Annotated in this window: 17 protein-coding genes; 5 read left to right on the top strand and 12 right to left on the bottom strand. The window is 63.1% G+C overall.

Annotation, left to right across the window (positions count from 1 at the left end):
* The first annotated feature begins 13 nt into the window (after positions 1 to 13).
* Positions 14 to 1,324: an adenosylmethionine--8-amino-7-oxononanoate transaminase gene (gene bioA, locus AOG28_RS09735; protein WP_235507009.1), complete on the top strand. Its 1,311-nt coding sequence runs from the start codon at positions 14 to 16 to the stop codon at positions 1,322 to 1,324.
* A 169-nt stretch (positions 1,325 to 1,493) separates the two neighbouring features.
* On the opposite strand, the gene AOG28_RS09740 is transcribed toward bioA, so the two are convergent.
* Complete coding sequence (locus AOG28_RS09740) at positions 1,494 to 2,111, bottom strand: YrbL family protein (RefSeq protein ID WP_054556291.1); 618 nt, start codon at positions 2,109 to 2,111, stop codon at positions 1,494 to 1,496.
* Positions 2,112 to 2,441: 330 nt separating this feature from the next.
* Here AOG28_RS09740 and AOG28_RS09745 point away from each other — a divergent pair, with 330 nt between their 5' ends.
* Positions 2,442 to 3,788, top strand: coding sequence for a Na+/H+ antiporter family protein (locus tag AOG28_RS09745; RefSeq protein ID WP_043336774.1), 1,347 nt, complete (start codon positions 2,442 to 2,444; stop codon positions 3,786 to 3,788).
* Between the two features lie 164 nt (positions 3,789 to 3,952).
* Positions 3,953 to 5,011 (top strand): DNA polymerase IV, encoded by a 1,059-nt coding sequence (dinB, locus tag AOG28_RS09750; RefSeq protein WP_054556292.1) that lies wholly within the window; start codon positions 3,953 to 3,955, stop codon positions 5,009 to 5,011.
* 117 nt (positions 5,012 to 5,128) lie between these two features.
* Here the strand turns inward: dinB and purU are convergent, their stop codons facing one another.
* Positions 5,129 to 5,983 (bottom strand): formyltetrahydrofolate deformylase, encoded by an 855-nt coding sequence (gene purU / locus AOG28_RS09755; RefSeq protein WP_054556293.1) that lies wholly within the window; start codon positions 5,981 to 5,983, stop codon positions 5,129 to 5,131.
* A 414-nt stretch (positions 5,984 to 6,397) separates the two neighbouring features.
* Here purU and AOG28_RS09760 point away from each other — a divergent pair, with 414 nt between their 5' ends.
* Positions 6,398 to 7,978: a ribonuclease J gene (locus tag AOG28_RS09760; protein ID WP_054556316.1), complete on the top strand. Its 1,581-nt coding sequence runs from the start codon at positions 6,398 to 6,400 to the stop codon at positions 7,976 to 7,978.
* A gap of 209 nt (positions 7,979 to 8,187) precedes the next feature.
* Here AOG28_RS09760 and AOG28_RS09765 read toward each other — a convergent pair whose 3' ends face one another.
* The 10 genes from AOG28_RS09765 to AOG28_RS09810 all read right to left on the bottom strand — a co-directional run bounded on the left by AOG28_RS09765 (position 8,188) and on the right by AOG28_RS09810 (position 17,330).
* Complete coding sequence (locus AOG28_RS09765) at positions 8,188 to 8,472, bottom strand: H-NS family histone-like protein (protein ID WP_043336782.1); 285 nt, start codon at positions 8,470 to 8,472, stop codon at positions 8,188 to 8,190.
* A 240-nt stretch (positions 8,473 to 8,712) separates the two neighbouring features.
* On the bottom strand, positions 8,713 to 9,702 hold the full coding sequence (gene moaA / locus AOG28_RS09770) for a GTP 3',8-cyclase MoaA (RefSeq protein ID WP_054556294.1): 990 nt from the start codon (positions 9,700 to 9,702) through the stop codon (positions 8,713 to 8,715).
* Positions 9,699 to 10,319: a molybdopterin synthase catalytic subunit gene (locus tag AOG28_RS09775; protein ID WP_082388640.1), complete on the bottom strand. Its 621-nt coding sequence runs from the start codon at positions 10,317 to 10,319 to the stop codon at positions 9,699 to 9,701. The genes moaA and AOG28_RS09775 overlap by 4 nt, the downstream gene beginning before the upstream one ends.
* Position 10,320: 1 nt before the next feature.
* Positions 10,321 to 11,184 (bottom strand): cyclic pyranopterin monophosphate synthase MoaC, encoded by an 864-nt coding sequence (moaC, locus tag AOG28_RS09780; protein ID WP_054556295.1) that lies wholly within the window; start codon positions 11,182 to 11,184, stop codon positions 10,321 to 10,323.
* A gap of 163 nt (positions 11,185 to 11,347) precedes the next feature.
* Positions 11,348 to 12,793: a molybdopterin molybdotransferase MoeA gene (locus AOG28_RS09785; RefSeq protein ID WP_054556296.1), complete on the bottom strand. Its 1,446-nt coding sequence runs from the start codon at positions 12,791 to 12,793 to the stop codon at positions 11,348 to 11,350.
* On the bottom strand, positions 12,790 to 13,389 hold the full coding sequence (gene mobB, locus AOG28_RS09790; RefSeq protein WP_054556297.1) for a molybdopterin-guanine dinucleotide biosynthesis protein B: 600 nt from the start codon (positions 13,387 to 13,389) through the stop codon (positions 12,790 to 12,792). The genes AOG28_RS09785 and mobB overlap by 4 nt, the downstream gene beginning before the upstream one ends.
* Before the next feature lie 515 nt (positions 13,390 to 13,904).
* Positions 13,905 to 14,621, bottom strand: coding sequence for a molybdenum cofactor guanylyltransferase (mobA, locus tag AOG28_RS09795; RefSeq protein ID WP_054556298.1), 717 nt, complete (start codon positions 14,619 to 14,621; stop codon positions 13,905 to 13,907).
* Positions 14,622 to 14,774: 153 nt separating this feature from the next.
* Entirely contained in the window at positions 14,775 to 15,587 is an 813-nt protein-coding gene (locus AOG28_RS09800; RefSeq protein WP_160317868.1) for an ABC transporter ATP-binding protein, read from the bottom strand.
* Between the two features lie 118 nt (positions 15,588 to 15,705).
* Positions 15,706 to 16,380, bottom strand: coding sequence for an ABC transporter permease (locus tag AOG28_RS09805; protein WP_199852303.1), 675 nt, complete (start codon positions 16,378 to 16,380; stop codon positions 15,706 to 15,708).
* 26 nt (positions 16,381 to 16,406) lie between these two features.
* Positions 16,407 to 17,330 (bottom strand): substrate-binding domain-containing protein, encoded by a 924-nt coding sequence (locus AOG28_RS09810; protein ID WP_082388644.1) that lies wholly within the window; start codon positions 17,328 to 17,330, stop codon positions 16,407 to 16,409.
* 614 nt (positions 17,331 to 17,944) lie between these two features.
* Here AOG28_RS09810 and AOG28_RS09815 point away from each other — a divergent pair.
* Positions 17,945 to 18,664: sigma-54-dependent transcriptional regulator (locus AOG28_RS09815; protein ID WP_152965395.1), on the top strand; the 720-nt coding region annotated here is incomplete at its 3' end.

An 18,664-nucleotide genomic window follows, 5' to 3' on the forward strand; every position in this document is an offset into this window, starting at 1 on the left:
GCAGAGACACTTCATGCCATTCTCCCAGATGCCGACCCGCGATACGGACTCACTTTCTCTCTGGCACCCTTATACCCAGATGCAGGACATGCCAGCGCCACTGGAGGTGGTCGGCGGCACGGGAGCCCGCATGACACTAGCGGGAGGTGAGACACTGCTGGATGCGACATGTTCCTGGTGGTGCATGATCCATGGCTACGGACACCCGCGCCTCGTCGCGGCCATTCAGCAGCAAGCGGCAGAACTCTGCCATGTGATGCTGGGCGGCATTCGCCATCGACCGGCCAAGGAGCTTGCCGATGCGCTGGTGCGCGTCACCCCCGAGGGCCTGAATCACGTCTTCTTCTCGGATAGCGGCTCGGTGGGCATGGAAGTCGCCATGAAGATGGCAGTGCAATATCAGCAACAGCGCAAAGACCGCGATGACACTCGCGGACGAACGCGCATGCTGTCATTGATGAAGGCCTATCACGGCGATACGGCGGGCTGCATGGCAGTGTGTGACCCTGAGGAAGGCATGCACTCCTTGTTCGCCGATTTCCTGCCCAGACATCATTTCGCACCGGCGCCGACTGCCGGTTTCAGCGCCAGTCGTGACGAGGTAGCAGACGATATCAGCGCATTGCGCGCCTGCCTGGAAACACACCAGCATGAGATAGCGGCATTGTTGATGGAGCCTCTCTTGCAGGCGGCAGGTGGCCTCAACATGTACTCGCCCTACTATCTCGAGGCGGCGCGCGAGTTATGTGATGAGTTCGGAATCGTATTGATCTTCGATGAAGTCGCAACCGGTTTCGGTCGGACCGGCAAGATGTTTGCCTGTGAACACGCCAATGTCTCTCCCGACATCATGGTGCTCTCCAAGGGACTGACGGGGGGATATCTGGGACATGCCGCCACCCTGGCCCAGAGTCATATCTTCCATGCATTTGATGGTGAGGATGCCAATAGCGCCTTCATGCACGGCCCGACCTTCATGGGCAATCCGCTGGCCTGTCGGGTGGCACTGGAAAGTCTCGCGGTATTCGAGGAAGAGAATTATCTGGGCAAGATTGCCGAGCTCAATCAATTGTTGCGCGATACCCTGCTGAATTTCTCCCACCCCGCCATTCGCGATATACGCGTATTGGGTGCCACTGCGGTGATAGAAGTGCACGATGCCAGCAGTCTGGCAGGCGCTCAGGCCCATGCCCGTGAACTGGGTGTCTGGTTACGCCCCTTCGGTCGCTGGCTCTATACCATGCCGGCCTATATCACCTCGCCGCAGGACTTGCGCCAGATCACCCATGCGATGACCAGCTACTTCGAGACCCTGGAACACTGATGCAATGATGCACTGATGCACTGATGCACTGATGCACAACATGACTGCCCCTGGCGATGTTCATCAAAGGCGATATTCATCAAAGACGATTGCCATCAGAGACAAGCACCATCAGGGGCAGTCACTCTCGAGAGCCACCATTCTCGAAAGCCATCACCATTAGAGGCATTCACCCCCACAAGCGGGCTTCGAGTGCCTGATAATCCTCTGGCGAGAGCTGACCACCCTTGACCAGCTTCTTGAGGAAGTGACGATAACGACGCGCGACCTTGCGCCGCGCCAGCCAGGCGACACTGGTCGCCAGCGGAATGAAGTCAGGATTCGAGATACCGTCGATCAGCCACAACCTGGGCGGCTGGTCGTCGCTGAACTGGACCACGATATTGCGATCATTGAGATCAGACGGAATCAGCCAGCGTTTCTCGAGATAGCGATAGAGATTGGCCAGCTCGCTCACCAGCACCTCGGCGCTCAGGCGCTCGGGGGTCTCGAGATGCACCTCGCGCAGTCGGCGTGACGTGGAGCCGTCACTGTCGAGAATCAGATCGAAGACCAGCCCGAGCCCCTCGGCGGTGGCGATACTGCCGTGGTAGGCAGGCACATAGGACCAGTCGCGCATGCCACGTCTGACCAGGCCCTCGAAATAGCGTTGCTCGCGTTCATTCTGGCGGCTGCCCTTGTCAGGGTAACGCGGGACCTTGATGCAGCGATGGGGGTCGTTCGGGTCCTGATAGACACGCCGATCATTTCCCATGCCGATGACGCGGGCATTTTCCAGCTCCAGCATGCGCACTCCTGTTGAATAACGCCTGCGACTGCAGCCGCCGGGCAGCGTGGCATTCTACAAAAAGCCGTCATGGCACGCCAACTTGTGCCATTTGGCAGCGCCCATGTTCATCGGCCATTCAGCTTGCGTTGCCCTTCTGGTAAGATAATGCGCCGTTTTTGACGGCATTCAGGAGGAAGCCGCAGGAACACTGCGACAGCAAGGCATTCGTCACGAATGTACACGTCATGCGAGGCATTGCCCCGGGATCGGGTGGCCACGCACCCACAGTTCGCCCGCTCTGTCCGCAACACTCCCAAAGCTGGCACAACCCCACATAGAGGTACTCGCATGAATGCGGTAATTCTGGCCGTCCTGGTCATGGTCGGCCTGTCGTTGGCTCGCGTCTCGGTCGTCTTCGCGCTGGTCGCCGGCGCCCTGGTCGGCGGTCTGTTCAGTGGTCTGTCACTGACCGACACGCTCGGCGCCTTCAATGACGGTGTCGGCGGCGGCGCCAAGGTCGCGCTGGCCTACGCCACTCTCGGTGCCTTCGCCGTCGCCCTGTCTCGCTCCGGTTTGCCGGACCTGCTCGCCGCACGCCTGATCGGCCTGCTCAATGGCGAAAGCACGCCGCGCCGCCAGACGGCCATCAAGTACGGTCTGCTGGGCAGCGTGACCCTGGTCGCGATTTCCTCCCAGAACCTGATTCCGGTCCACATCGCCTTCATCCCGATCCTGATTCCGCCGCTGCTGGTCGCCATGAACCGCCTGCGCCTGGATCGTCGTGCCGTGGCCTGTGCACTGACCTTCGGCCTGACCGCGCCCTACATGCTGCTGCCGGTCGGTTTCGGCTCCATCTTCCTCAACGACATCCTGCTGGCCAACATCAATGAGGCCGGCCAGTCGCTCGGTCTCGACGTGACCCGCGGCATGGTGCCGATGGCGATGGCGATTCCGGTCGGCGGCATGTTCCTCGGTCTGCTGACGGCGCTGTTCGTCTCCTACCGCAAGCCGCGTGACTACGCGACCCGCGAGATCAAGTCCAGCAACGTACCGCACCACACGCCCATGCACACGCCGTCCAAGAGCGGCCTGATCATGGCAGGCGTCGCCATCATCGCCGCCCTCGGCATTCAGCTGTATTCCGGCTCGATGATTCTCGGCGGCCTGGTCGGCTTCGCCATCCTCTCGCTGGGTGGCCTGTTCAAGTGGAACGAAGCGGATGACCTCTTCACGTCCGGCATGCGCATGATGGCGCTGATCGGCTTCATCATGATCTCGGCGGCAGGTTTCGCTTCCGTGATGAAGGCCACCGGCGACATCCAGACCCTGGTCGACGCCTCCTTCCACATCATCGGTGACAACAAGCCGCTGGCCGCGCTGGTCATGCTGATGGTCGGCCTGTTCATCACCCTGGGCATCGGCTCCAGCTTCTCGACCATTCCGATCATTGCCGCCATCTACGTGCCGCTGGCGCTGCAATTCGGCTTCTCGCCGCTGGCCACCGTCGCGCTGATCGGCACCGCCGCCGCGCTGGGGGATGCCGGCTCACCTGCCTCTGACTCGACCCTCGGCCCGACGGCCGGCCTGAATGTCGATCAGCAGCACGACCACATCTGGGACAGCGTGGTGCCGACCTTCATCCACTACAACATCCCGCTGATCGTGTTCGGCTGGGTGGCCGCGATGACGCTGTAATCCGCTGAGCGACAGTCTCGCGCCCAAGCGAGATGCCAGACATGACAACGCCCGACAGAGAGGACCTTCCTCACTGTCGGGCGTTGTCGTTGCGGAGCCGGCTCAGGCGCAATGAATGGGTACCGCCACTGGACAGCCATCCAGTCTTTTAGCATGATGCGCGCATGCGCAAGATCCTCCACGCCGACTGCGATTGCTTCTATGCCGCCGTCGAGATGCTCCGCCATCCCGAGTGGCGCGAGGTGCCCATCGCCATCGGTGGCCGCACCGAGCAACGCGGTGTCATCGCCACCTGCAACTATCCCGCGCGTGCCTTCGGCGTACGCTCGGCGATGTCGACTGCCCGCGCGCTGCGCCTTTGCCCACAGCTGATTCTGGTGCCACCGGACTTCGAGCGCTACCGCGCCGTTTCCGCCGAGATCCAGTCACTCTTCCATGAGCTGACGCCCCTGGTGGAGCCCCTCTCGCTGGATGAGGCCTATCTGGATGTCAGCGCCGTGACTGACTTTCAGGGCAGCGCCACCTGGATGGCGCGCTGGTTGAAGGAAGAGGCGCTCAAGCGCACCGGCATCACGCTTTCCCTTGGCGTGGCCGCCAACAAGTTTCTGGCCAAGATCGCCAGTGACTGGGAAAAGCCCGACGGCCTGACGGTGATCACCCCCGAGACCAGCGACGCCTTCATCCGCCAGCTACCCGTCGGCAAGCTGCACGGGGTCGGCCCGGCAACGCTGGCACGTCTGACACGCCTGGGCATCACCACCTGCGAGGACATGCGCACCACGCCGTTGACGACCCTGGCCGAGCACTTCGGCAAGTTCGGCACCCGCCTGCACGAGCTGGCGCACGGCATCGATGAGCGACCGGTGCGTGTCGAGCGTGAGCGCAAGTCGATCAGTGTCGAGCACACCTTCGATCACGACCTGCCTGATCTACCGGCCTGCCTCGAGCGCCTGCCTGCCCTGCTCGAACGCCTGACCAGCCGTCACGCCCGTCATGACCAGCCGGTGCTGGCCAAGCAGTTCGTCAAGATCCGCTTCAGCAACTTCGAGAGCACCACGCTGGAAAGCCTGCTCCCAGCCTCGACCACCACGCTGCCGAGCGCCAACAGCTTCGCCCTGCTGATGGAGCAAGCCTGGCAACGCGGCCATCGCCCTGTCCGTCTGCTGGGCGTCGGCGTGCGCCTCAAGGCCCGTGAGGACGCCCAGCAGCTGGGATTGTTCTAGCTCGCGCCAGGCGCCCACCCCATTCCGAAAACAACAAAGCCGGCACCTGAAACAGGTACCGGCTTCTTCGTCACGACCTCAGGTCGATGACAGACTCATGCGTTGAGCAAGCGAGGCTCAGGCGAAGACGATGGTCTTGTTGCCGTGGATCAGCACGCGATCCTGCAGGTGCCAACGCAGGCCGCGCGCCAGCACTTTCTGCTCGACATCACGGCCGATACGTACCAGCTCCTCGGCGGTATGGCAGTGAGTGACGCGATGGATGTCCTGCTCGATGATCGGGCCGGCATCCAGCTCTTCGGTCACGTAATGGCAGGTCGCCCCGATCAGCTTGACCCCACGCCCGAAGGCCTGGTGATACGGCTTGGCGCCCACGAAGGAAGGCAGGAAGCTGTGGTGGATGTTGATCAGGCGACCGGCATAGCGCTCACACAGGCTCGGCGGAATGATCTGCATGTAGCGCGCCAGCACGATGCAATCGGCTTGTGATTCTTCTACCAGACGCTCGACCTCGGCAAAGGCCGGCGCCTTGTCATTCTTGTCGACCGGCACGTGATGGAACGGAATGCCGTGCCATTCCACCAGCGAGCGCATGTCATCGTGGTTGGAAATGACGCAGGGAATCTCGCAATCCAGATCACCGGACTGCCAGCGATGCAGCAGATCCACCAGGCAATGGGAGTCCTTGGAGACCATCAGCACGACACGCTTCTTGGCGGCGGTGTCATGCACGCGCCACTGCATGCCGAACTCTTCACCGATCGGGGCGAAGCGCTTGCCGAGCTCAGCGGCGCTCAGGCCGATGGTTTCGGGGTTGATCTCATAGCGCATGAAGAAACGGCCGGCGCCAAGATCAGAATGCTGATTGGCTTCGGTGATCCATCCGCCCTGCTCGGCGATGAAAGTGGAAACTCGGGCAACAATTCCGACCTGATCAGGGCAGGACACCACCAGGCGATAGGCGTGAGACATCGTAAGTTCAACCATTGTGATAGCGGGAATGATGTTCAGCCGGCGAAGCGCCGGCCTGCGCGAGGAATCATGACACCGCCCGTAAGCAGCCCCTCGGCAAAGGTGGGCTATTGTAGCTGATCACGCGGCCTGAAACAGTGCTGCGCCCCGATTCTGTCCATATGGTCAATACGACATTGCGATCAGCGGCCATCACGCCGGCCCACCTCAAGGCGTCGTGCGAACGGCTGGGCCGCTCTCGAATCGACGCGACCGGACAACAGCGCCATTTGTGGCGCTTCGCGGGATTCCCGTATAGTTGAGCCACATTTTATAGATGGCATGACATCCATGTTGAAACCCCGCGTTCAAGTCCGTCAGAGACAACGTCCGCCGCTGCACCTGCTACCGCTGGGTGGCTGCGGCGAGATCGGCATGAATCTGACGCTGTATGGTTATCAGGATCACTGGATTGCCGTGGATTGCGGCATGATGATTCGCCAGGACCTGCCGGAAGGTCCGCTGCAGGTGCCGGATATCGAGTCCCTGGCAAGCCTGGGCATCAGCCCGCAGATGCTGGTGATCACCCATGGCCACGAAGACCACATCGGCGCAGTCGCCTGGCTGTGGCCGAAATGGCGCTGCCCGATCATCGCCACGCCCTTGGCGGCTGGCCTGCTGCGCGCCAAGTTTGCCGAACGCGAGCTGGAAACCTCCAGCCTGCAGATCATCGAGGTGGATGAAGGTTTTGAATCCGGCCCCTTCGCGCTGCGATTGTTGCCACTGACCCACTCCATTCCGGAAAGCTGCTCGTTGCTGATCGTCACGCCGGAATATCGCGTGATGCATACCGGCGACTGGAAGCTGGACCCGGAGCCGCTGATCGGCGAGCCCACTGATCCAGAGCGCTATCAGGCACTGGCACCGGTCGATCTGGTCGTCGGCGACTCCACCAATGCGCCGCTGGCGGGTCATTCGCGCAGTGAAGGCGAGGTAGCCCGTGCGCTGGAGAAGACGCTGGCCGGCTGCCGCGGACGCGTCGTCGTGACCTGCTTTGCCAGCAACCTGGCCCGCATCCTGGCACTGGGGCGCGCCGCCGCACGCAATGGTCGCCGCATCACGCTGCTGGGGCGCTCGATGGAGCGCATGGTGCGCGTCGCCCGCGGTCTCGGCTATCTGGAAGACTTCCCGCCACTGGTACCGGTAAAGGACCTGGGCTACCTGCCCCCGGAAGAGGTCATGGTGATCGCCACCGGCAGTCAGGGCGAGCCGCGCGCCGCGCTGTCGCGCCTGGCCAATTCCCGCCATCCGGACTTCGAACTGGCTGCCGGCGACACCGTGATCTTCTCTTCCAAGGCGATTCCCGGCAATGAGCTGGCCATCAGCAAGCTGCACAATGCGCTGACACGCCTTGGCGTCGGCATCATGGAAGAGAAGCAGTTCCCGGACCTGCACGCCTCCGGGCACCCGGCGCAGGAAGAATTGCGCACCTTCTATGGCTGGCTGAAACCGGTACGTCTGCTGCCGGTGCATGGCGAATATCGCCACCAGCTCGCGCACACCCAGGTGGCACAGTCCCTGGGCATCGAGGCACCGCTGATTCCCGTCAATGGTGACGTGATTCGCCTCGATGCTCAGGGGCTGTCGGTGGAGAAACGCCTGACACTGCACGAGCGCATCATCGAGCATGACAAGGTGCGTCCGCTGGATTCCATGGACCGCCGTGCCCGCGCGCGTCTCGGCCGACATGGCAGCGTCTCGCTGGCGTTGCCCGTCACGCTGCAGGAGGCCGGCTGGGTTCGCATCGGCCGCTTGATGCTGGATATCAGCGGCACCTCAAGCCTGGATGAAGACAGCTTCGCCGAGTGGCTGGATGACACCCTGGCAGGCCTGGATGCCAGCAATGAACGTGAACTCAAGCAGCAACTCGATGGCCGCATCAATCGCTGGCTGCGCAACCACCTGCGCCATGAGCCGGTGCTCTTCCTGCATATCATGGCCATGAATCAGGAGTAAGTGTCGCGCCATCATTGAAGTGATGGCCGCCTTGAGCTCACTGCCCTGCACAAAGCAGCGCATGAAAAAGCCCGCCCGGGAAATACCGGGCGGGCTTTTCTGCTGCTGGGAGGCGCTCAGGGACTGGTGATGGCGAGATTGCCGACTTGCCGACTGGCAATCTCGATCTCAAGCGCTTCAGCCACCTCCATGGCGTCAGGCCGAAGGTCTCAAACGGACTTGTTCTTCGGCGGACGGCCACGACGCTTGGGCTGATCACTGACCAGATCATCCACGGAAAGGCCAGCTTCGATCATCGCATCACGAATCTCGGCAAGCTTGCGCTCCTTGGCGATTTCTTCTTCGCGGCGCTGCTCGTCTTCTTCGGCTTTCTGCTCGATCACCTCATTGATGACCTCGGAGAGCTTGTGCAGTTGTTCCATGGACAGCTGACGCGCTGCTGCACGAGCAACATTCTTGTTACGAGCGATCTTTTCGAGAGAATCGGCTGTCATTTCGCTACCTCCACCATATGCACTGAGCTGGAATCCCTGCGAGTCATCGCATTGGATGTGATAATGCAGCAAAGTATAAGCGCTAAATATGAACTAACAAGCCTTGTCAAAAGCAAGGCAGTGTTTCCATAGGATAGACCAACAAAAACCCCGCTTGATAGCGGGGTTTTGGTGAGCGCCTGTGAGTTATCCGGGCTGGCTCGATCAACATGAGCGCCGCGACTGCTGACGAAAAAGGACTCAGCCTCCCGTCATGTTCATGAAGCGAACGATCTGGACATCACCGTCCGTCGTGAAGTGATGACGCTCGGGCTTGAGGTGCATGGCATCGATGATCGCGGCCTTGAGCGGCTCGATGTCACCCGGGTGGCGACGCATGATGTCACGCAGGTCAAGCGAGTGCTCATTGCCAAGACACAGCAACAGACGCCCCTCTACCGTGACGCGAACGCGGTTGCAGGTCGAGCAGAAGTTATGACTGTGCGGTGAGATGAATCCCACCCGTGATTCGCTGTCCGCCATGCGGAAATAGCGCGCCGGCCCCAGACTGTCTTCAAGCGTGGGAATCAGCGGATAACGCGTCTCGATGCGCGCCTGGACATCATCACTGGAGCAGAAGGTCTCGTCACGACCGTGATCCGAGACCTGGCCCAGCGGCATCTCCTCGATGAAGCTGATGTCCAACCCTTCCTCACGCGCGAATTCGACCAGCGACACCACTTCGTGATCATTGCGCCCTTTCAGCACCACTGCATTGAGCTTGATGCGGAAGCCTTCCTCGCGCGCAGCACGGATGCCGGCGATCACCTTGTTCAGGTCGCCGGTACGCGTCAGCGCCTTGAAGCGCTCCGGGTCCAGAGAATCAAGGCTGATATTCAGCCGTGACATGCCGGCGGCCTTCAACTGAGCGGCGTGCTTGGCAAGGCCGGCGCCGTTGGTGGTCATCGAGAAGTCCTTGAGCCCCTCGAGCGCGCCGATTTCATCAACTAGCTTGCCGATATCACGCCGCACCAGCGGCTCCCCGCCGGTCAGGCGAATCTTCTCGACTCCTAATTCCACGAAGGCGCGCGCCAGCAACGCGATCTCTTCGAGGCTCAACACCTCGTCACGCGGCAGAAAGGTCATCTCTTCGCTCATGCAGTAGACGCAGCGAAAGTCACAGCGGTCCGTCACTGACAGGCGAACATAGCGGATGCGACGACCGAAGTCATCGACCAGGGTTTCCATCATGACTCTCCCGAAAACTTGGGTGTTGCCAGCGCTGATTGTCTCTCTTCGCCGCTGGCCTCGGCCAATGAGTCATCAGCCTTGTGTTGCTCGACAAAGGGGGATACCGCTTCATCCTCTGCCGTCACTGCGGACTCTGGATGCCAGCGCTCGAGTGCCTCGCGATCGCTCGAGCGTTCCCGCACCCAATAATCTCCTGTGGCGGTGTGCTCCTTTTTCCAGAAAGGCGCCCGCGACTTGAGGTGGTCCATCAGGAAGTCACAGCCGGCAAAGGCAGCCTGACGATGCGCACTGGCGACCAGCACCAGCACGATATTGTCGCCGGGCTCGAGCCGTCCGACACGGTGAATGATGCGCACCCCGGTGAGCGGGAAGCGCTCGCGCGCCTCTGTGATCAAGCGCTCGAGGCTGCGCTCCGTCATGCCGGGATAGTGTTCCAGCGTCAGCGCGACGACATCCGGTCGCTGATTGAAATCACGCACCAGCCCCGTGAAGGACACCACGGCACCGATGTCGCCGCGCCCACGCGTCAGGACGTCCTGCTCGACACGCAGATCAAAATCGCTGGCCTGAATGCTGACCGAAAAGGCCCGCGAGGCTTCGTTTGCGACCTGGGTCATGTCAGCCCCCCGTCACCGGTGGGAAGAAGGCGACTTCATCACCGGCATTCAATGGGTGGTCATCGCGCACCATGTCCTGATTGACGGCGCATAGCACGCGAGTGTCATTGAGCGCTTCAAGCTGGGGGTCACGCAGCGCCAGGGTGCGCTTCAGGCCCCCGACCGTCGCTTCGGACAGCGTCGTCAGGTTCAGCGCCAGACTGTCGAGGTCCAGGCGTTCCCGCAGTTCCGCCAGGAAGAGAACCCGCACGGTGGCATCACCGGGGGCCGCCGGAGCGGCCTGTCCCGCTGTCGCTTCGATGGGCTCAGCTGTCGCAGCACGGCTTGGTTCAGACCGGCTTGGTTCAGACCGGCTTGGCTCAACCGACGTCTGCTCGACAGCGGCGGCTTCGTCAGGGCGCTGCCAGTCACCACTCTTGCCGCCGGTCTTGGTCTCGAGCTGGATATCGCCGATCACGATACCCTTGTCGACCGCCTTGCACATGTCATAGAGCGTCAAGGCCGCTACCGAGGCCGCCGTCAGCGCCTCCATCTCGACACCGGTACGCCCATTGAGGCGGCACAGCACCTGAATTTCCACGCAGCTGTTGGCGCTGTCCAGCGTGAAGTCGACCGTCACCTTGGAGAGCATCAAGGCATGACAGAGCGGAATCAGCTCATGAGTGCGCTTGGCCGCCTGGATGCCGGCAATACGCGCCGTCGCCAGCACATCCCCTTTGGGCAGGCCACCTTCGGCGAGCAGAGCGAGCGTGGCAGGCAGCATGCTGACGCGTGCGCTGGCTCGCGCCTCGCGGCGGGTTTCCTGCTTGTCCGCAACATCCACCATATGGGCTTCGCCGCGTGCGTTGAGATGAGTAAGGCTCATGAGCTGTCTCGTATCCGTATCGGGTGCGCCTGACTGGCGGCAATCTCTGAAATACCAATGCCTGAAGAAGCAGGCAGGCAAGCCCTGTTGGACAGGACTGGCCAAGAAATTAGCAGACTATCTTTTCATGAATCAGCTGACATGACCACTGCGCGGGCATCGCCTAGATGATGCCGCGACTGCCCAGCCACTGCACCATGACCGGCTCGCCGGCGTGAAGCGTGGCGCAGCCGGCGGGAATCTCGATCAGGCATTCGGCCAGCAACATCGAGGTCAGAATCCCCGAGCCCTGCCGCCCCGTGGTCATCACCACCTGACGCCCCTGGTCATCCAGCACGATCTGGCCGCGATGATAGTCGACACGCTCGGCACGTGAGCGCAGCGTCTCGCCGGCGATCAACTGCAGCCGCGGGGCTTGCCACTGCGCCAGCGTCGTCGCGGAAGCGCTCGCCTCAGCCTTCGCCAACCGCTGCTGGCCCGACAACAGGCGCAGCGCGGGCAGCACGAACTGCAGGAAGGTGACCATGGTCGCCACCGGATTGCCCGGCAAGCCAAAGAACGGCACCTGGCCAGATGACGACGCGTCGTCGGCGGGAATGGCACGCAACATGCCGAACGCCAGCGGGCGCCCCGGACGCATGGCGATGCGCCACAGCGCGAGCTCACCACAGGCAGCGAGGGCGCTGCGCACATGATCGGCCTCGCCCACCGACACGCCGCCGGAGGTGATGACCATGTCGGCACGCGTCGCGGCATCACGCAGGGCAGCACTCACGCTCGCCTCGTCATCGCTCAGGATGCCGAGATCCAGCACCTCGATGCCCTGGTCGCGCAGCAGCGCCACGAGGCTGAAACGATTGGCGTCATAGATGCCGCCGGCCGGCAGTGTCTCGCCGGGGGCCGTGACCTCGTCACCGGTGGAGAAGACCGCCACCGTCAGCGGCCGATAGACGGCGACCTCGGCGAGCCCGAGCGAGGCCAGCACGCCCACGGCGGCAGGCGTCAGCCACTGGCCCGGTGCCATCACCTGGCTGCCGCGCGCGATGTCCTCACCGGCCTGACGCACATTCTGGCCACGGCGAATGCTGGTCACGCCCTCGATCACCACCCGCTCGCCTGCTTCGCTCTCAATCAAGCCCTCTCCCTGCCCTTCGCCCTCACCCTGCGTGGAGCGATACTCGAGCTGCTCCTGCATGACGACGGTGTCGGCGCCTGCGGGCAGGGCCGCACCGGTCGTGATGCGCATGGCCTCCCCCGCGGCGAGCGCCCGGCCCGTCCAGGGATGACCCGCCAGCGAGCTGCCGATCACGATCAGCTGACAGTGATCGCTCAATTCGCCGCGATCGCTCAGGGGCTCGCCGCTCTCCGCGTCTGGCAATGAAGCCTGCGCCAGCGCGATGCCATCCATCGCCGCGTTGGTCTGCGCAGGGACATCCAGCGGCGAGATGACCGTCTCGGCGAGCACACGTCCGGGCGCCTGCGCCAGGGCGACACGCTCGCTGCGCGGCGTGCGCATCACGCCCGCCAGGCTCTCCCCCAGTACGCTCAAGGCTTCATCGACACTCAGCATGCGCTCGCCGAAACGCGGATCGAAACACGACAGACTCATGCGCCCACCTCGCCACGCGGCTTGCCGCCTTCCAGACGCCAATGCACCGGCCAGGCGGCGATCCAGGCGGCCAGCGCCTGAGGATCGTCAAGATCCAGCCGCTTGAGGTCCTGCGGCACATCATCACGAGGCGGCAGCTGCGCCGCCGGTGTCGCCAGCGCATGGATCCAGGGGTCCTCTGGGGCTCGCAGCGGCTTGCCCACGGCCTCGCGGTACAGCTCAAGCTTGGGCAGCGGCCACTGCTTGAAGCCTTCGACCAGAATCAGGTCCACCTCCAGCCCCTCGAGCTGCGCCACCAGCTGCTCCAGATCGGCCTCCGCCTGGTCCGGCGTCTCCATCATCAGCGCAAAGCGCTTGGCAGACGCCACCAGCATCGGCACGGCACCGGCCGTTCGCAGACGATGGCTGTCCTTGCCCGGCGTATCGACATCAAAGGCATGATGCGCATGCTTGATCACGGCGACACGGAGGCCGCGCGCTCTCAACTCGGGCAGCAGCTGCTCGAGCAGCGTGGTCTTGCCGGTGCCGCTCCAGGCCGCGATGCCCAGCAGCGGACACGCTGACGCCGCCAGACGTGCCTGCCAGGCGGGCGACATCCCGACTTCATGAGAAATATCACCACGCGGCGTGGGAGCATCACTGCGGGGGGAGGAATGTTCAGCACTGACAGCGGTATCAGCACGCTGGTCAGTCGTGGAGGAAGACTCAGGCATGAAGGTTCTCTTGATGATTCCGGCGTAAGGCGGCCTGTCGACGGGCCCACCGCAGCGCTCCCGCGCCCGCAAGGGAAAAGATGACGATGACAATGCGGGCTGAGCGGGTGCCATGAAGGTGAACACGCACGGCGCTCATTTCAATGGGCAACGGCTCGATATGAGCAATGGCTCAATGGGGGCTACGACGCAGAGTGGCAAGACAGCCGCCAGAACCGCCAGACACGACACTTTCAAAGTGCAACGCCAAGGCCATCAATACCGGGCAGGCAAAGACAATAACCCGCCAGACTCCTGAAGAGACGCCCCCTGCGATGACGACCTGCATCACAATGACACACCATGAGTGTGTAAGCGGGAATGGATGACACGCAACGGACGTCAGGAAAGAAGTACGCTCAGCGCGAGCCGGCTTCCATCTCACGGCACTCTTCAAGGGTATTGAGATTGGCGAAGTCCTGCTCGCTGCCCGCCTGAACCTTGAGCCAGACGTGCTGATCGAACCAGCGGTCGATCTTGCGCTCGCCAGCGGCCAGCGCCGCCTGCAGCGAGGGCAGCAAGCCACGATGCATGAGACAGATCACCGGATGGTAACGGAACTCGTCTGCCGCCACGGCCAGCAGCGCAGGCCCGGCATCACCAGCGTGACCGCCTTCGACAGTGAAGCCTTCCAGCTGATCGCCGTTGGCATGGTCGATCAGCGCCACACTCAGCGTCCCGACCAGTTCATTGGGCAGGTGCGGCACATCGCAGGCCACCATCATCACCCAGGGCGTCCGCGCTGCCGCCAGCGCACTGGCCATGCCCATCAGGGGGCCGTGGTAACCCTGCTCGCTGTCTTCGACCAGCGGATGCCCATAGGCGGCATATTCGGCGTGCGAGCGGTTGGCATTGATCAGCAGCTCACCCACCTGAGGGGTCAGGCGCGCCAGCACATGCGCCACCAGCGGCACCTCATTGAGCATGACCAGCCCCTTGTCGACGCCACCCATGCGCCGCGCCTGGCCACCGGCCAGCACCACCCCGGTGATATTGGCGGGCGTGAGCGAGGCCTTGAGCTGCTCGGCATCGCTCGGCAGTGGTGTAGCGACAGAGGTGTGGTTGGAGCTCGGCATGAAGGCGTATCCCGGTCGAGTGCGCAAAGGCGCAGGTAATGTCATGCAGCAGGGCCACTGGCAGGGCATCCAGTGCAAGCGGCTGATGAACAAGGCTTTCTCAGCCCTGAAGCTTGAAGCGCCTGCACTGATGGCTCAGCTATTGAAGGCAACTCAGCCCGCTGAGGGCTCAGTGTGCAGGCTGGCAGCGCTCAGCGTCCAGCGCGCACTCGAGCCCTGACTCAAGGCATTGTCCTGATGCGAGGACAGGATCACCGCACATCCCTGCTGGCACATCTGCTCCAGTCGCAACGCCAACTGCTCGACGGCGGCCTGATCCAGATTGGCGGCAGGCTCATCCAGCAACAGCACCGGCGGACGCGACAACCAGGCGCGCGCCAATGCCAGTCGCGCCCGCTCGCCACCCGACAATGAGCGGGCGGGCTGTCGGGCCTGATCGCTCAGCCCGCTCCAGTGCAGCATCTCCTCGACCTGATCGCGCTGCTGGCCGGCAGAGCCGCTGTCGGGTTGCCAGCGAGCCGCCAGCACCAGATTGCCGGCCACGCTGGTGTCGAATAGATACGGCTGCTGGTGCAGGTAGCGCACCGGATGAGCGTCACGGGTCTGCCATTCAAGCTTGCCGCCAGTCGCTGGCTGCATGCCGGCCAGCACGCGCAGCAGCGTGGTCTTGCCGCTGCCGTTGTCGCCCTTGAGATGCACCCAGCCGGACGCCGGGGTCGGCGCCCAATCCAGCGCCGCCACATGCCACAACAGGCGCCCTTGCGCCTCAACGCCCTCACCGGATGCCTGCGCCGCAGGCGGCAAGCGATATTCGAGGCCGCGCACACGCAACAGAGGGGCAACGCTTGCGTCGGCAGCGAGTACCTGGGCAGCAGACGGCGAGGCTTGCGCGAAGCCAGTCCCCGCCACCGGGCAGGAGGGGTCGCCCGGGGGAACAGACGAGGACGAAGAACTAGGGGGGAACATCATGACTCCATACGACGATTCAGCCTGACGCGATCAGTGCTGGTGTGCTTGTCTCAACTGGCAGGCAGGCGGCTTGCAGGCTGCGGGAGCAGAACGTGACTGGCGGCGAGGCCGCGGGTCACGCCTGCACCACCAGCTGACCACGACCGCGCAACAGCCCCAGCATTAGATTGAGCGCCAGTGCCAACACCAGCAATACCATGCCCAGGGCGACCCCCTGGGCGTACTCGCCCTTGAGGGTTTCCAGCGCGATGGCCGTGGTGATATTGCGCGTGAAACCGGCAATGTTACCACCCACCATCATGGCGCAGCCCACTTCAGCGATGATTCTACCAAACGCGGCCACCAACGCCGCCATCACGCCGAAACGGGCCTCCATCACCAGCCGCCACAGCGCCGCCCGGCGCGACGCCCCCAGCTGCAAGGCCGTCTCCCAGGCACGCTTGTCGACGCCCGCCAGCGCGGCATGCAGCATCACCACCAGAATCGGCAGGGCGAGCAGAATCTGCCCGATCACCATCGCCGGCTGGGTGAACAGCAGATGCCAGTCGCCCAGCGGGCCAGCGCGCGACAACAGGATGAACAGCAGCAGCCCCACCACCACGGTGGGGACGGCCATCAGGGTATTGATCAGCGAGATCAGCAGCCAGCGCCCCGGGAAGGCACAGCGAACCAGCACGAAGGCGATCAACAGTGCCGGTGGCACCGCGATCAACATCGCCATCAGCGAGACACGAAACGACACGCCGATGATCTCCCACAGCGCGCCATCCATGCTCAGCAGGAGGCTCATGGCCTCCTGCGTGGTTTGCCACAAGCTCACGAACGCGGCTCAGCCTGTGCGCCCTGCGCCTTCACCGGCGCGCGCTCAGAGGCGCGGTCCGCTGTCTGGCGAGCATCGAAGCCGGTCTCGCCGTGGCTGGCATGAAACAGCGCCTTGCCCTTGAGACGGTAATCATCGATTGCCTGCTGCCCTTCGCTGGAGATCAGCCATTCGGCCAGCTCACGCGCACCACGGGTATTGAGCCCGTCATGATTGGCCGGGTTGACCAGAATCACCTGATAGGGGTTGAAGAGGCGCGCATCGCCCTCGACCAGAATCTCAAGCTCGAGCTTGTCTTCCATCGCAAGCCAGGTGCCACGATCACTCAGGGTGTAATCCTGCAGCTCACTGGCCATGCTCAGCACCTTGCCCATGCCCTGGCCGACGGCCTTGTAGCCGGAGAAGTCAGGGGTGACATCGGCACTCTGCCACAGGGCCAATTCCTTCTTGTGGGTGCCGGAGTCATCGCCGCGCGAGATGAAGCCGGCATTGGCGCCGGCGATCTTGCCCAGTGCCGCGTCCACATCCTGCATGCCATCAATGGCCGCCGGGTCCGCCTCGGGGCCGAGCAGCACGAAGTCGTTGTACATCACGCCATGCGGTTCGACACCGTAGCCGGCATCAACGAACTTGCGCTCGGCGCCCGGCGCATGGGTCATCACCAGATCCACATCGCCATCCTGCCCCATGCGCAACGCCTTGCCGGTACCGACCGCGATGACCTGAATGGTGACATCGTGGGCCTGTTCATACTCCGGCAGCAGGTGATCGAGCAGGCCTGAGTTGTAGGTGCTGGTCGTGGTGGCCAGACGGATGATGTCGTCGGCTGCCTGGGCCGGCAGAATGCTCAGCGCACCGAATGACAGGCCTGCGAGGGTGGCCAGCAGGCGACGAGAAGACAAGGTATGGCGTTGCGGCATGGGTGGTGCTCCCTGAATATTTTTTCTGGCGTGACGGTCTTGAAGACATCAGCGTGAATGCTGACTCTGCAAACGACATGCCGAAAGCGCTGTGGTGACGAAACGGACTATCCAATAAAGGCTTTCAAGGCTTTGCTGATACATGGACTGACACGCAAGACAGCCGGCGATGATACCGGAATCTTCTCCAGCAGGCAGACTTGCCGGCTCCCGCCTCCTGTCGTCCCTGACGCCCCCCTCGTCCCTGACGCCCTTCTCGCCCTGCTGCCGTCGCTATATCGACTGGAGCGAATGGCGCTGTTGGAATGGCACTGCCGGCATGGCCGAGAAAATACTGACAACAAGTCCAGGCATGACCACCACTGACCCATGACGACCCGATTGCCGAGTCATCGCCGGGCCTTGCGTAGCGCAACGGGGCAGCCTACCAACCCTGCCCGCCAGCGCCGCGTGCTGACAAGGCTGCAAGGCCCTGCCTGTGGCAAGCGTAAGCAGAAAGAGGCAGCAATGTGGCATCCAGCGCTAGATTACCAGTGAGCAGCACGCCACAATGCCCGCATGATAGAGATGATCTCCCCTGCGACCATTACTGCCCTGTTGACCCGAGGAACGCCATGACTGCCCACGCCCCCTCCACACCCCGTGAGACCCGGCGTAGCGGCAGCGACCCCCTCCCCACCGCCTCGGTACTGATCGTCGATGACGAGCCCGGCATGCGCCGCTATCTGGAGAAGGCACTGTCCTCGCGCTTCGCGCTGATCGAATGTGCCGACAGTGTCGAGCAGGCCGAAGCCCTGCGCTCGCGCCTGCATTTCGACCTCATCCTGCTCGATATTCGCCTGCCGGGGCGTGATGGCCTGGATTGGGATGAGGCGCTTGCGCCCTCTTCGGTCAGTGATGTCATCTTCATGACCGCCTACGCCGATCTCGAGACCGCTGTGCGCGCGCTGCGGGCCGGAGCCTGTGATTTCATCATCAAGCCGTTTCGTCTCGAACAGTTGCAGGCTGCGCTGGACCGCTGCCTTGAGCGCCGCCAGCTGACGCGGGAAAACTTCCTGCTCCGTCGCGACAATGCCCGCCATCAGCAGGAAGAGGCCAGCCTCAAGGGCGAGAGCCCTGCCATGCAGGAGCTGGCGCATATCATCGCGCGCGTTGCTCCCGCGCCCTCGCCGGTGCTGATTCTGGGGGAATCCGGCACCGGCAAGGAGCTGGCGGCGCGTGATCTGCATCGCCTGTCCGGTCGGCGCGGCGCCTTCGTCCCGGTCAACTGCGGCGCCATCAGCCCGGAGCTGTTGGAGAGCGAGCTGTTCGGCCACCTCAAGGGGGCCTTCACC

The sequence above is a fragment of the Cobetia sp. UCD-24C genome, from assembly GCF_001306765.1.
In the GTDB taxonomy this organism is placed as follows: domain Bacteria; phylum Pseudomonadota; class Gammaproteobacteria; order Pseudomonadales; family Halomonadaceae; genus Cobetia; species Cobetia amphilecti.